This window comes from Ruegeria sp. AM5, assembly GCF_056540645.1.
On the sequence record NZ_JBQFXC010000001.1, the window covers coordinates 148,366 to 161,399 of the forward strand.

The window sequence follows — 13,034 nt, forward strand, 5'->3', positions numbered from 1 at the left end:
GATTTATCCAACAATCAAGGGGCGACGTTTACTGAATTCCGCGACAACGATATCGATATCCTCGGCATCCACGCCGTGTCTTTGCAAAGCATCACGGAGCACGACCTCCAACTCGTCGAAATGGTCATCCGTAATTGCGAGATGAGAGTGTAACTGGCGCAGTTGATTGTCGGTGTAGGAGGCCGGACCACCAAGGAGCGATGCTATGAACTTGGTCTGATGGTCGACCATGCGGCTCATATCCACGTTGTCGAAGAAGGGTCCAACCTCGTCATTGTCCAGCAGGATGTCATAGAACGAGAACACGATCTTGCTGATCTGTGAAAACCCACCGTACTTTTCATAAAGTGTGCGCTCGGCCATAACAAAATCCCCCTTAAACAAACTAATACCAAGAAAATGGTGGATCGACTACACCGGGTGATCTTCATCGTTCTTTGACGGTTGGGTCAAAGAACGATGAGCCAGTGATTCACGATCTCAGCCGCGCTGCATGACAATTTCAGCGTACTCGGATGAGATGCAAAGTGTGTCATTGCCTGAGATATCGAACTTCTCGATCAGGGCCATGATATCGCGCTGCAGCGCCTCTTGTCCCGATGCGTCCAGTGCATCGAAGGCCTTTTGCATCGGGCCATAGAAAGTCCGAAAATACTCTAGGAAGTGTTCGGCTGAACGGTAGCGGAACATGAAGTTCTTGCGTCGGAACGAAACGATGGTGCTGCGCGATCCGAAGGCTTCTTCAATCCAGTCCCGGCTGCCCCACAAAGCCGGAGAGCTTACGCCAGCAGGTGGAGGCACATGTTTACCGATCGTTTTGAACAGAAGGCCGATGAAGCTGTCCGGCGTCCAGTTGGCCAGACCAATCTTGCCGCCGCGTTTGACGACCCGTTGCAGCTCTGCTGCTGATTGTTGTTGGTTCGGTGTGAACATCACGCCGAACGTCGAAACCACCGCGTCGCAGGATTGATCATCGAAAGGCAGGTTTTCGGCGTCGGCAACCTTGTAGGTCACGAACAGACCTTCCGCTTTGGCGCGCTGGCTGCTGGCGTCCAGTAGGGCTTCTACATAGTCGGTCGATGTAACATCACAAAAGCGCCGGGCGAAGGCCAGGGTGGCATTACCATTCCCGGCGGCGACATCCAGTACCTTGGAACCAGGCATCAGATCCATGCTTTCGGCCAGTTCCTCGCCCGTGATTTGCAGCGTGACACCCACTTTGCTGTAGTCGCCGGAGCCCCAGGCGACGTTTTGCTTTGCTTTGATTGCCGCAAAGTCTGTGGTGGCGTTGATCGATGTTTGAATACCCATGATATTGCTCCTTTTGATGTAGCAGTGGTTTGATGAAGGCCGCATTGCTAAATGCGGCCCCGGTCAGGCAGCTTGACGTTCTGGCCAGCTGACAGTTTCAACGGGCCGCTCCACATTGGCCACGTGTTCGAAAATCCTTGAGTTGATCCATTCGGGCTGGAAGACCGGCGCCATATGGCCCAGCTCGGGCAGCAACGCGATCCGCGCATTGGGCAAAGCCTTCGCGATCTCAACCGAGACGTGCTGCGCAATCTCAGGTGACTCCAAACCAGTCATTACCAACGTCGGTATATCAAGCTTGGACAGGTCCTTCAGTTGCCAGGTTTCAGCAAAACCTTTTGCAAAATCAGACATGACTGATGGGATCATCCCAATGAACCGGTCTCGGGCCTGCGCGGGCAGCGAGTTCCAAAACCCCTTCTCGTTCCAGAAATCCAAAAAGTGATGCATACCAGCAGCGGCATCGCCATCCGCTGCTGCGGCGCTCACCACACCCGCGAGAAGCTGGATTTGCCCGAACAGTTTCTTGCTGACATCATTGCCAGCCTGCAGCAAATGAAAGGCTGCAGGCTCATATACCGTCAGGCTTTTGACAAGATCAGGACGCATCAACGCGACCTTGATGGCGACGCCTCCGCCGTTGGAATGCCCAACCAGATGCACGGGGCCTCCCAGCGCTTCGATTTCGCGGATTACCGGTATGGCAGAAAACGCCGCACCGTTTTGAGAGTTATCTCCAGTCAACGGGCTACGACCGTACCCGGGAAGATCAACAGCGTGAACACTAAAGCGACCTTCCAGATCCGCCGCCAGTTGGTTCCATTGCCCACTATTGGACGCCGAAGAATGCAACGCAAAAATAGGTGCGTTAATCATTTCAGTAGTTCTAAAAGAAATAGTCATCGTTCTTACCCAATCGCACTTAAGATGGGCAATAACTGACCTTTCTATGTTTCATTGTGATGTCTGGAAGCGGTGCCAAGTGTTTCAGTTGTTGCTCTGTGAAGCAGGTCACACAACTTGCTATCTGGCTCAAAAACAAACAGGTTTATCGGCCTGTACTTGGCTGAGTTGGCACCTATTGAAACAATTGAAACACGCGATGCTGATTTTGAAATGGCATTGAAACAATGGTATCCTAAAAATTCAGGATGACGATGGGCATGGCGAACGAATTTGAAGAAATCGAGAAGGCGCGGGACCTTCTTCGTGATGCGATCGAATCTCTCAAAGAAGGGTTCGCCCTCTATGATGATGATCGCCGCCTTGTCCTGTTCAATCAACGATATGCCGAGATGAACAAGGGGGTTGCCGACCTGCTGCAACCCGGACTGGATTGGGAAATCCTGATGCGTGAGACGGCGCGCCGGGGAATTTACGCCGAGGCCATCGGCAATGAACAGCAGTGGGTTTCGGACCGGTTGGCTAATGGGGTCGAGTTCATCCAAGACTTTGAGCTGATGGAAACGGATGGGCGTACCTATCTGGTTTCTGTTCATCCCACCAAGTTCGGCGGATTTGTCGTCACGCGTGAGGATATCACCGAACGCAAACAAGCCGAGGTCGAAGAGCGCGACGGCGATCTATTGATCCGAAAGGTGCTGGATGCCAGTTCGGCAATCGTAACTATGGCGCGGATTGGTGATGGTCAGATACTGTATCGCACGCCTGCTGCGCTGCAGATGTTCGGACCTTCCAAATCTGCAAAACAGCATTATCAAAAGCCGGAAGAGCGCGCGGATTTTGTAACCCAGCTTCTGGCCGATGGTCGTGTCGATGACTACAAGCTCGACTTGATTAATGCGGCTGGCAAAACCTTCCCTGCGTCGATTTCGTCTCAATTGATCGATTACAAAGGCGAAGAAGTCATCGTGACCAGCGTGATCGATCTAACCGTCCAGAAAGAGGCTGATGCCTTGATCCGTCAGGTCATGGAGGCTTATCCAGCAGCCATCAACATGACGCATGCCGACACCGGCGAGGTGCTGTTTGCTACGCCCGAGATAAAGGCGCTGTTTGGTGAAGCAGAAAGTTCGAAATCCTACTATGCGGACCCGAATGAGCGCGAACGGTACCTGAAAGACCTCCGGCAAGCGGGGGCGCTTAAGGATCGGCGTATGGAGTTCGTCGATGCAAGCGGGCGAAAGTTCTGGGGGGCGGATTCTTCACGGCTGATCGAGTTCAATGGTGAAGAAGTAATCGTTTCCAATACCCGCGATCTGACCGATGAATTGGCCATTGAGGCTGAGCTTGAAAAGCAACGAGAGCTGCTGTTCCAGAACGAAAAGATGTCTGCGCTTGGCGAACTACTCGCCGGTGTGGCGCATGAGCTTAACAATCCATTGTCGGTTGTTGTGGGTCATTCGTTGATGTTGAAGGAAGAAATTTCCGACCCCGATCTCGGTGTCAGGATTGAAAAAATCGGCAATGCTGCAGAACGCTGCGCGAAGATTGTAAAGACCTTTCTGGCGATGGCGCGTCAGCAGCCCAGCAAGATCGAGCAGGTTGATGTTCCCAGCCTGATCGAAACAGCTGCGGATGTCGCCGGGTACGGTAGCTCATCAGGCGAAATTCGCATTGAGCAAAGTGTGCCAGCAGACCTGCCTGCAGTTGCCGGGGATGCGGACCAGCTTACGCAAGTCGTCTTGAATCTTATCATCAATGCCGAGCAGGCCATGACCGCATCCGGCATCGGCGACCACATCATGCTGTCTGCCGAGGTCAAGCCTGACACCGGAATGGTTGAGATCACGGTTCAGGACAATGGCCCCGGTATCCCTAAAGCCATACGCGCACGTATCTTCGAGCCGTTCTTCACCACAAAGGAGGTGGGTGACGGCACCGGGATTGGGCTTGCTTTCTGTCACCGGATCATTCTGTCCCATGGCGGTCAGATCAGGCTTGATCAGGCCGCTATCTCCGGCACCTGCTTCCGGATAACTCTGCCCGTCGCAAAGATGCAAAATGATGTGGCTGAAGAAAAACCCGAACCCGCCGCGAATTTTGCCAAGCATCGTGCATTGGTCGTGGATGATGAGGTCGAAGTGGGTGAGATCAATGCCGAGATACTGCGGAAGGACGGCTTTCACGTTGATTTCGTTACCTCAGGAGAAGAGGCGCTCAGGCAACTGCAGTCCGCCAGCTACGATGTATTCCTAAGTGATATGAACATGCCCGGTGTTGACGGACGCAAGATTTATGAGGCGCTGGTGGCGCGTTTTCCGAAAATGCTGACCCGGACAGCATACATCACCGGGGACACCATGGGTGAAAGCTCATTGGGACTGCTGAAGGAATCAGGTCTGCCCTATCTGGAAAAACCCGTCTCGCCTTCGGAACTGAGAATACTTGTCGGAAAGCTGCTCGCCGATCAGAAGGATCAAACGGATGAATGACCAGAAAACCCATATCCTGGTTTGCGATGACGAGATCGACGTGCGCGAGATGCTTCAGGAATATCTGAGCAAACGCGGGTACGAGGTTTCTGCAGCCGCTGGCGGAGAAGAGCTCCGGTCTGTCATCTCCTCACGTGCTGTTGATGTCATGGTCATGGATATCAATATGCCAAAGGAAGACGGTCTTTCGATCCTCAGATCGCTTCGCCCTGAAAACACGACGCCCGTAATCATGTTGACTGCAGCAGGCGATGTAGTGGACCGGATCATCGGGCTTGAGATGGGGGCAGATGACTATCTTGGAAAGCCGGTTGATCTTCGGGAACTGGAAGCGCGGATCAAGGCCCTATTACGCCGAGGGGCCATAAACGAAAGTCTGCCCGCAGATGCCTCCGAAGGCAAGTTGGCCCTTTTTGGTGACTACACGCTGGATAAAGAGGCAGCCAAACTTCTTGCGCCGGATGGATCCGAGGTCCCGCTAACGGCGATGGAGTATAGTCTGCTCAAGGTGTTTGCTGAAAACAAAGGGCGTGTTTTGAACCGTGATCAGTTGCTAGAACAAGCGCATGACCGGTCCTGGGATCCGTTCGATCGCAGCATTGATATCAGAATATCCAGACTGCGCCGGAAGCTTGAAACCAACCCGGAAAAGCCGGAAATCATCAGAACCGTGCGGGGTATAGGTTATGTCTATGATCCCAAATAGGGTTTGCCGTTCCAGACAAACACATTGCGAGTAGCACCGTGGAAACCAAGCTCGTCACGACCATAATTGCTGACATTTCTGACAGCACTCCGTTCTACGAAGAAATGGGGGACGATCAGGCGCAGCAGTTGATTCAGTTTGAAATCGATCGATTGCGTGAGGTTCTACTTGGGTTTGGCGGAGTTCCTGTGGGGCAGAAAGGCGATGACGTCTTGTCCTATTTCAAGGAACCCGAGGCCGCCGTAAACGCGGTTGTAGAGATGATTCAGAAACCGCCCGGAACATTACTGTCGGTCCACGCGGGTGTTCATCAAGGTCCTGTTGTTATTGGCGATAACGGGATATTTGGCGAAACAGTAAATCTGACCGCACGTCTGGCGGCCGCGGCCAATCCGGGTGAAGCTTGTGTCAGCGAAAGCGTCGCCAAGGATCTAAGCCCCGAAAGTCTCCAGATGCTCACCCCAATCGGATCGCTTCGCCTGAAAGGTGTGAGTGACCCGGTCAAAGCCTATTCAATCGTGGCCTCAACGGACGGGTTAAGCACCGTGATGCATCTGCCGACGCAGACGGCCAGCAGATCTGAGGGCATGCAACAGAATGAAAGCTTTGCGCTCATTCTTTATCACGACGATCATACCTGGCGGTGTCGGGAAGGCGGGGAGCTAACGATCGGCAGATCCAGTCAATGCGATGTCATCCTGCCTGAGCCGTGGGTTTCGCGACTGCATGCGGTACTCAGCATGAAAGGCGGGAAGCTGATGCTGGCGGATCGCAGTTCGTCGGGAACTTACGTACAATTCGAGAATGCGCGTGAAATCCAGCTTAAGCGCGAGAACATAATGCTGGCCGATAGCGGGCTGATATCGCCTGCACTATCAATTTTGCACTCTGATGCGCGCCCATTAGAGTTTGAGGTCGTCCGCCGATAAACGACGTGGCACGCCTGAATTCTGGCTTCTGTGGTGAAAGTCTCAGAAAGAAACTCGCGATTGTGCTAAAATCGGCACCAATTGCGTATTTCAACCAAGATTGGGAGGGAATGATGTCATTGAATACTTCAGGAAACCAGCTTCGTCAGCGCGCTCTGATCCTGGGTGCAATTACACTCTTGTATGGTGCTGATGCAACTGCCCAGTCAGCGATGCCCAATGCCTGCCCTGTGGATGGGTGTGAGGTGCAGATTGTATCGGTCGCCAAAGAGGGCGACGAACTGCTTGTAAACAATGACGCAAATTTCACTCCGGACGTATCGAAGAACCATTTCCATACATGGTGGGGCGACGGATGTTGTCTTTTTGGCGGATGAGGCAACCTTGGTGGCAATCGACCGATCTGGGGAACTACATTGGTGGGATATCGCGACGCACCGTCGGCTCATGCCTGTCGAAAAGATCCATGCAGGCCCGACCTGGCGTATTGCGCTGGCACCAGACGGAAATTCTTTTGCGACAACCAGCGAAGCCGGTGTTGTTCGGGTTTGGGACAGGTTGAGCTTAGAGGTCGCATGTGCGTTGGGCAGTCCAACCTTCGATGAAGGGCGCAGGGTTCAGTATTTGGGAAGCGATGAGCCAACAACGACCTGTGATGCCTTCGCGAATTGATCACATGGCGAGTATTGAAAAGCACGGGCGGGCGCTTGGATTTGAAGCGGAACTAAGCAGGCGTGATCAGATTATGGTCGGTTCACAACGAAATCCGGCATGATCTGCGCCTGTGTGATTGCGTCATCGACGTCATGCCCTGCGAAAAAACCGTACCCCGAAATCAGGGCCGAGGCGATTCCGGCAGCATGGGCCCCCAATATGTCGGTATGCAAGCTGTCACCAACCATAAGCACGCGAGTTTTGTCGACCCGGCCAAGTCGCTTAAAAGCCAAGTCAAAAATATTCTCAAATGGTTTGCCGAAGAATTCGGGTACAACGCCGGTTCGATCGGCAAGACGATGCGCGAACAGACCGGGTTCGTTTGAAAATCCGTGCTCGCGTGGTGCGACTATGTCCGGATTTCCAACCAATACAGGACGCGGGCGTTTTAGCAGGGCTGCTTCCAGATGGACTTGACGTGCCTCGGTCCAGACGGCTGAGCCGATCATCAGAAACCCCTCAACCGAGTCATAGGGCTCGGGATCGTCATCGAGATAAGTCAGGTTCAAATCTTCCAGATCGCGAAGGCCGGTGCTGGGTGTTGCCATCAAACCCCAATGCAGCGCGCGTTGACCGCCTAGCTCAGCCAGCAGTGTTGCGCGGCTTGTGATGATATCCTCTGGCGCAAAATCATATCCCAGCCGGGCGTATTTCTCGACGAGCGCCGCATGAGGGTGACCAGCTGCATTCGAGACGACCAGAACACGTTTACCCATGGCTTTGAGCTGATCAATCCGTGCGGCTGTACCGGGAATCGCAGTCTCGCCGATATTGAGGACACCGAACGCATCCAGAAGGAATACATCGAAGCCTTCAGCAATATCCATCAAAGTGTTCGCATGCTGATAGGATTGAACAGCTGGTTCAGCAGCCGGAAGTCGATGCCGAACGGCCTCGTAGGCTTCGAAAGCCTCTTGGGTCGTGAAGCGGCTCAAATAATTGCCCCTCGTACTTTGGCAGACACCCATTCGCTGATCATGACGGCAATCAGAATGACGATCAGGATAAGGCTGACCTGCGGCCATGCCAGAACGTTCAGCGACGCCGACAATTGCAGCCCGATGCCGCCTGCGCCCACAAGGCCAAGAACCGTAGACTCGCGAATATTGATGTCCCAGCGGAATACGGCGATCCCGGCAAAGGCGGGCAATATTTGCGGGACGATTCCATATGCCATGACCTGCCAGCGGGATGCGCCGGTGGCGGTGATGGCTTCGACTTGGGTGTGATCAATTTCCTCGATGGCTTCATAGAGAAGCTTGGCGCAGAAGCCGATCGAACGAATGGCTATGGCGATAACACCTGCGAATACTCCGGGTCCAATGATTGCGATTAACAAAAGCGCCCAGATTAGCGAGTTGATCGAGCGGGTTGAGACGATGATCAGTAACGCGATGGGGCGGATGAACACGGCCGACGGCGTGGTGTTGCGGGCGGCCAGAAAGGCGACCGGTACGGCAAGGAACAGCGCAATGATCGTACCAAGTGTGGCGATGTTCAGCGTGTCCCAGATCGGGCGGCCTAACTGCGTGATGTAATCCCACTTTGGTGGTGTCGCGCGGGTCCAGATATCGTTCGCGATCCGGGGTGCGTCCCACACAAAGAACCATGTCGTCGAGGCCGAGATGATCTGCCAGCAGTAGACAAAGACCGCCACACCCAACAGCCAGCAAAACCAACGCACAAGGCTTTGACCGGTCGTGCGTCTGCGCCAGATTTGCGTACTTTCATGTTCAAGCACTGGCATTACTGGACACTCGCGCGGATGATACCCGAGAGGTATTCGAGCGCCATGACGATCCCGATGATCAGGATCAGAATGGCTGCCGCAGTGTCATACTCATAACGGTCAAACGCCGTATTCAGCGTGGCGCCAATGCCGCCGGCCCCCACAAGCCCAAGAATTGCACTTTCGCGAAAGTTGATATCGATCCTGTACATCGACAGCCCGACCAGTCGCGGCATGACCTGTGGCTGCACGCCGTAGTTGATCCATTGCATCCATCGCGCGCCCGAGGCTTTGATCGCCTCGGCCTGCACTTTGTCCATGGCCTCGATGTCTTCGGCCAAGAGCTTGGACAGGAAACCGATAGTGGCGAAGGACAGTGTCAGGAAGCCGGCCAAAGGTCCGAACCCAAAGATGGCAACCAGAAGAATGGCGACGATGATCTCTTGCAGGGCGCGGCTGATCGCAACAATGCCTCGGCAGATCACATAGACCGGGAGAGGCGCAATATTGCGTGCAGCGCCCAGTCCGATCGGGATCGATATCAGGATGCCCACCACCGACGCTGCAACCGTCATCACGATGCTCTCGAGAAGACCGCTCCAGATATCGCTCCAGCGCGAGATGAAATCCGGGCTTGTGAAAGCAAGGACAAAAGCCCAACCGCGATCCAAGCCTTCATAAACCCGGCCCCAATCCACCTCGATGGTCATAAATGCCGCAATCAGATAGGCGACGAATCCAACGATCAAGGTCCAGCGCAGTAAGGCGTTTTTGACGAAGGCCGGTTTCCGCCAGCCTTTGCCCAGCAGGTCATCAAGTTCGGGATGGCTCATTCCGCGGCCTCGATCTCTTCGTCGTCTTCAACTTTCTCTATGGTCGCTTCCCAGTCTTCTTCGCCATAGATTTCGGTCAACTTGTCAGGCGTAAGCCCAGAGGGGAGGCCGTCAAATACGATTTCACCAAAGCGTAGGCCAACGACGCGCGGTACGAACATTTGCGCAAGGGCCACGTCATGAATGTTGATTATCGCGGCTAATCCGCGTTCCTGACACAGCTCGGTAATCAAGCGCATGATCTGACGGCTGGTTTTTGGGTCCAGTGAGGCGGTCGGTTCATCGACCAGCAGAAGCTTGGGATTTTGGATTAGCGCCCGGCATATTCCAACCCGCTGACGCTGACCACCTGACAGTTCGTCCGCTCGTTTGTCGGCCATATGCAACAGACCCACGCGATCCAGCAGGCGGAATGCTTCATCCACGTCAGACTGGGGGTAACGTCGCAGGAAGCTCCGCCAAAACCCAACATATCCCAGCCGTCCCGACAGTACATTTTCCATGACGGTCAGGCGTTCAACCAGTGCGTATTCCTGAAAGATCATCCCCATTTCACGACGTGCTTTCCGCAGCGCTCCCGAGCCGAGTTTGACCAGGTCCACGTCGTCCAGCAGAACCTCGCCATTCGTGGGTTCAACCAAACGGTTAATGCAGCGGATCATGGTGGATTTGCCAGCACCAGAAGGCCCGATCAGCGCCAGAACCTGGCCCTTTGGCACATCTAGATCGATCGCCTTCAGGGCCTGATCGCCGGTTTTATAAGTTTTTGTAAGCTTTTGAAGCCGCAGCATTTACGCCCCCGGTTCGGGTGGTAACGGGCCCCGCAGGGCCCGTTGGATGTAGTATCGATTACTGGCAGGCGTAGGAAACGCCGTTGGCCGCGTCGATCTTGCGGATGACGTCCCAGAACTCCTGATAGGTCATCTCAAGGAACTGACCTTCATTCGATTTCGAGAACTCAGCCTCAAGCGTCGTTCCCTCCCAGTCGAAGCTGAAGAAGGCATTGCGGATTTTCTCCTGCAGTTCCGGCGTCAGGTTGTACACGGTTCCAAAGCCTGTCGTCGGGAAGGTCTGCGACTTGTAGATCGTGATGACGTCGTCTTCGTTGATCACATCGCGCGAGATCATCCGCGATTTGACCGAATTAGCGATCGAGGCAGCCAGATAGTCCTTATTGGCGACACCCAAGATCGAGTTGTCGTGTTTGCCCGAATAAACCGGCTCAAAATCGCGTTCGGGCAGCAGATCAAAGTCGCTTTTCAGGATCGCCGAGGGCGCTTTGAAGCCCGAGTTCGAAGTAGGGGAAGTAAAGGCCAATTGCTTGCCCTTGATATCCTCAACCTTTTCGATGCCTGAACCGGGATAGGTGATGATCTCCATCTCGTATCCGAAGTTTCCGTCTTTCGACGCCATAATCGTGAAGGGTCGGAAACCAGCACAGTTCACGGCTAACGGGTTTGAACCGGTATTGAAGCCCGCAATATGCAGACGCCCCGAACGCATGGCCTCAATCTGGGCCGCGTTGTTCTGAACTGGAAAGAAAACAACGTCTTTGCCAGTTTCCGCTTTCAGATGATCAAGAAAGTCCGACCAAGCAGTTTTGTATACGGCAGGGTCTTCAACCGGGGTGTAGGCAAAGATCAGAGTATCAGGATCAATCTGATCGGCAGGATCAGCGGGGATATCCGCGATCAGATCGCCATCGGCATCGCAGAACCGCGCATCCAGATCACCGCGCGGGCAGTCTTGCGCCGAAGCCGTGCCCGACAGTGACAAGAGCGCGATTGCGGAAGCTCCGATCAGTAGTTTGATATCAAATTTCATTTCTTCCTCCCAGTCATGCGTGGCTTTTCTGTCCACGGTTTGTCGTTCTTTGTAAGGACTGCTCAGCGACAAGAATCTTCACCCCGGCGTCGTTGATCGCGCCAAGCAAATCCCCTGTTGGTTTGGTATCAGTCACGATTGAATTCAGCCCGTCAAGGTCGCCCACACGGGTCAAACCTTTGCGGTCGAATTTATCGGACCCGATCAGAAGATGTCGCGTCGCGGCGCGTGCCAGCATCATCCGTTTGACGGTTGCGAAACCGCGCACGGTCTCTGACGGCCCTTCTTCTGACAGGCCGGACGCGCCAATCATGCAGCGATCGACGTTGAAACGAGACAGGAAATCCAGTGTATCTGTCCCGATCGTGGCGGACTCGGCGGTCAGATATTCGCCTGGGCATAGAATGACTTCAACGGGTGCGTGACCAAGGGTCATGGCCACCGGTATCGAATTCGTAATTGCCGTGCAGTGAATGCCCCGATACGCCAACATACGGGCCATCTCGATGGTGGTTGAGCCGGAATCGATCATCACCGTCTCGCCTTCCTGAATCAGGTCAGCTGCGCATTTGCCGATCTTTTCACGCTCATCAAGGCGGGCGTGGGTGCGCTCATCCAGACTTGGATAACGTCCTTGTATCGGGGCAGAGGCACCGCCATGCGCCCGCGAGATCAGCCCATCATCAGCTAGGGCATCAAAATCCCTGCGCACCGTTTCCGCCGAAACATTGAAACGCTGCGCCAATTCGCTGATCCGGACGTGTGGGCGAAGCTTCAACTCCAACAATATCTCACGGCGGCGGTCGGATTTCTTGAACCGACTCTGGCCCTTGTTGGTTTTCTTATCGCGCGTTTCCGCTTTGGGCATCTGGCAATCCGACTCGGTTTCAATCTCACTTTTGTGGCGTTTCAGTCGTTTTGCAACAATTTCTGTTGCAAAGCCCACGATTCATTGTGAGACTTCAAAGAACTGTTTCTATTTCGAGGCGTAGCAATCGAAGTGCACCGGCGTTCTGGATGTAGCCACCTTGTTCAACAGCACGTATGTGTTGCCATTGCCTTTTGCGTAGTGCCAGAGCCAAGAGCGTGCGCATGAGCAAGACCGAATTCACAGATCAGATCGGTGCGCTTCCAGTGCGATGGGACAAGTCCGACAAGCTGCGGGTTCTCATGGTCACTTCGCGTGACCGGGGGCGGTGGGTCATCCCCAAAGGTTGGATGATGGATGGTAAGAAGCCTTGGCATGCCGCTGAAATCGAAGCTTTGGAAGAGGCCGGAGCTGTTGGCTTTATCTCCAAGAAATCGATCGGGTGCTTTTACTATGACAAGCGATACGAGGGTAAAAGCAGCGTGCCTTGCCGCGTAACGCTTTATCCGTTGATTGTGGAACGGCTCAAACGCCGTTGGAAGGAACGCGACGAACGCAAGCGCCACTGGTTCTCACCTGCCAAGGCCGCAAAGCTTGTCGAAGAGAAAGAACTGGCGCGTTTGTTAAAGAGCCTGTCAGATAATCAAGAGACGTTGGCTGTTATCGAAAAATTGCGAAAGGCCGCATGAGGAAGGGCATATAAGAGCCGGGAAATCCGGACGCAG

14 protein-coding genes are annotated in these 13,034 nt (G+C 54.1%); 5 read left to right on the forward strand and 9 right to left on the reverse strand.

The window, feature by feature from the left end; translation table 11 throughout:
• Positions 1–3: 3 nt before the first annotated feature.
• The 3 genes from ACR0AH_RS00740 to ACR0AH_RS00750 form a co-directional block, all read right to left on the reverse strand.
• Positions 4–363: a group I truncated hemoglobin gene (locus ACR0AH_RS00740; RefSeq protein ID WP_170403431.1), complete on the reverse strand. Its 360-nt coding sequence runs from the start codon at positions 361–363 to the stop codon at positions 4–6.
• 117 nt (positions 364–480) lie between these two features.
• Positions 481–1,311, reverse strand: coding sequence for a class I SAM-dependent methyltransferase (locus ACR0AH_RS00745; RefSeq protein ID WP_480561308.1), 831 nt, complete (start codon positions 1,309–1,311; stop codon positions 481–483).
• Positions 1,312–1,374: 63 nt separating this feature from the next.
• Positions 1,375–2,187 (reverse strand): alpha/beta fold hydrolase, encoded by an 813-nt coding sequence (locus tag ACR0AH_RS00750; RefSeq protein WP_480589888.1) that lies wholly within the window; start codon positions 2,185–2,187, stop codon positions 1,375–1,377.
• Positions 2,188–2,474: 287 nt separating this feature from the next.
• On the opposite strand from ACR0AH_RS00750, the gene ACR0AH_RS00755 reads away from it, so the two are divergent.
• From ACR0AH_RS00755 to ACR0AH_RS00770, 4 genes are all read left to right on the forward strand, one after another.
• On the forward strand, positions 2,475–4,706 hold the full coding sequence (locus tag ACR0AH_RS00755) for an ATP-binding protein (protein ID WP_480589890.1): 2,232 nt from the start codon (positions 2,475–2,477) through the stop codon (positions 4,704–4,706).
• Positions 4,699–5,412 (forward strand): response regulator, encoded by a 714-nt coding sequence (locus ACR0AH_RS00760; protein ID WP_480589892.1) that lies wholly within the window; start codon positions 4,699–4,701, stop codon positions 5,410–5,412. Before ACR0AH_RS00755 ends, ACR0AH_RS00760 begins: the two co-directional genes overlap by 8 nt.
• Before the next feature lie 38 nt (positions 5,413–5,450).
• The gene (locus ACR0AH_RS00765; RefSeq protein ID WP_170800219.1) at positions 5,451–6,341 is read left to right on the forward strand and encodes an adenylate/guanylate cyclase domain-containing protein; all 891 of its coding nucleotides are present in this window, start codon (positions 5,451–5,453) and stop codon (positions 6,339–6,341) included.
• Positions 6,342–6,454: 113 nt separating this feature from the next.
• Complete coding sequence (locus ACR0AH_RS00770; RefSeq protein ID WP_480589895.1) at positions 6,455–6,718, forward strand: hypothetical protein; 264 nt, start codon at positions 6,455–6,457, stop codon at positions 6,716–6,718.
• A 366-nt stretch (positions 6,719–7,084) separates the two neighbouring features.
• On the opposite strand, the gene ACR0AH_RS00775 is transcribed toward ACR0AH_RS00770, so the two are convergent.
• Genes ACR0AH_RS00775 through ACR0AH_RS00800 form a run of 6 tightly spaced genes read right to left on the reverse strand, consistent with a single transcriptional unit; the run spans position 7,085 to position 12,309 of the window.
• Complete coding sequence (locus tag ACR0AH_RS00775; RefSeq protein WP_170733436.1) at positions 7,085–8,023, reverse strand: HAD-IIA family hydrolase; 939 nt, start codon at positions 8,021–8,023, stop codon at positions 7,085–7,087.
• Complete coding sequence (gene phnE / locus ACR0AH_RS00780) at positions 7,987–8,802, reverse strand: phosphonate ABC transporter, permease protein PhnE (RefSeq protein ID WP_170733435.1); 816 nt, start codon at positions 8,800–8,802, stop codon at positions 7,987–7,989. The genes ACR0AH_RS00775 and phnE (ACR0AH_RS00780) overlap by 37 nt, the downstream gene beginning before the upstream one ends.
• Positions 8,802–9,617 carry a phosphonate ABC transporter, permease protein PhnE gene (gene phnE / locus ACR0AH_RS00785; RefSeq protein WP_480589897.1) on the reverse strand — a complete coding sequence of 272 codons (816 nt, stop codon included), beginning with the start codon at positions 9,615–9,617 and terminating at the stop codon, positions 8,802–8,804. Before phnE (ACR0AH_RS00785) ends, phnE (ACR0AH_RS00780) begins: the two co-directional genes overlap by 1 nt.
• A complete protein-coding gene (gene phnC, locus ACR0AH_RS00790; protein WP_480589899.1) occupies positions 9,614–10,408 on the reverse strand; it encodes a phosphonate ABC transporter ATP-binding protein in 795 nt (264 codons plus the stop codon). Before phnC ends, phnE (ACR0AH_RS00785) begins: the two co-directional genes overlap by 4 nt.
• A gap of 58 nt (positions 10,409–10,466) precedes the next feature.
• Positions 10,467–11,441 (reverse strand): phosphate/phosphite/phosphonate ABC transporter substrate-binding protein, encoded by a 975-nt coding sequence (phnD, locus tag ACR0AH_RS00795; protein WP_170396240.1) that lies wholly within the window; start codon positions 11,439–11,441, stop codon positions 10,467–10,469.
• A 13-nt stretch (positions 11,442–11,454) separates the two neighbouring features.
• Positions 11,455–12,309 (reverse strand): DeoR/GlpR family DNA-binding transcription regulator, encoded by an 855-nt coding sequence (locus tag ACR0AH_RS00800; RefSeq protein ID WP_170466310.1) that lies wholly within the window; start codon positions 12,307–12,309, stop codon positions 11,455–11,457.
• A gap of 224 nt (positions 12,310–12,533) precedes the next feature.
• On the opposite strand from ACR0AH_RS00800, the gene ACR0AH_RS00805 reads away from it, so the two are divergent.
• The gene (locus tag ACR0AH_RS00805; RefSeq protein WP_480589901.1) at positions 12,534–12,998 is read left to right on the forward strand and encodes an NUDIX hydrolase; all 465 of its coding nucleotides are present in this window, start codon (positions 12,534–12,536) and stop codon (positions 12,996–12,998) included.
• Positions 12,999–13,034: the final 36 nt, after the last annotated feature.

Bases quoted from the DNA above. Each gene is read 5' to 3' on its own strand.
- ACR0AH_RS00740 (WP_170403431.1), bottom strand. From the start codon at position 363: ATGGCCGAGCGCACACTTTATGAAAAGTACGGTGGGTTTTCACAGATC.
- ACR0AH_RS00745 (WP_480561308.1), bottom strand. From the start codon at position 1,311: ATGGGTATTCAAACATCGATCAACGCCACCACAGACTTTGCGGCAATC.
- ACR0AH_RS00750 (WP_480589888.1), bottom strand. From the start codon at position 2,187: ATGATTAACGCACCTATTTTTGCGTTGCATTCTTCGGCGTCCAATAGT.
- ACR0AH_RS00755 (WP_480589890.1), top strand. From the start codon at position 2,475: ATGGCGAACGAATTTGAAGAAATCGAGAAGGCGCGGGACCTTCTTCGT.
- ACR0AH_RS00760 (WP_480589892.1), top strand. From the start codon at position 4,699: ATGAATGACCAGAAAACCCATATCCTGGTTTGCGATGACGAGATCGAC.
- ACR0AH_RS00770 (WP_480589895.1), top strand. From the start codon at position 6,455: ATGTCATTGAATACTTCAGGAAACCAGCTTCGTCAGCGCGCTCTGATC.
- ACR0AH_RS00775 (WP_170733436.1), bottom strand. From the start codon at position 8,023: ATGGGTGTCTGCCAAAGTACGAGGGGCAATTATTTGAGCCGCTTCACG.
- phnE (WP_170733435.1), bottom strand. From the start codon at position 8,802: ATGCCAGTGCTTGAACATGAAAGTACGCAAATCTGGCGCAGACGCACG.
- phnE (WP_480589897.1), bottom strand. From the start codon at position 9,617: ATGAGCCATCCCGAACTTGATGACCTGCTGGGCAAAGGCTGGCGGAAA.
- phnC (WP_480589899.1), bottom strand. From the start codon at position 10,408: ATGCTGCGGCTTCAAAAGCTTACAAAAACTTATAAAACCGGCGATCAG.
- phnD (WP_170396240.1), bottom strand. From the start codon at position 11,441: ATGAAATTTGATATCAAACTACTGATCGGAGCTTCCGCAATCGCGCTC.
- ACR0AH_RS00800 (WP_170466310.1), bottom strand. From the start codon at position 12,309: ATGCCCAAAGCGGAAACGCGCGATAAGAAAACCAACAAGGGCCAGAGT.
- ACR0AH_RS00805 (WP_480589901.1), top strand. From the start codon at position 12,534: ATGAGCAAGACCGAATTCACAGATCAGATCGGTGCGCTTCCAGTGCGA.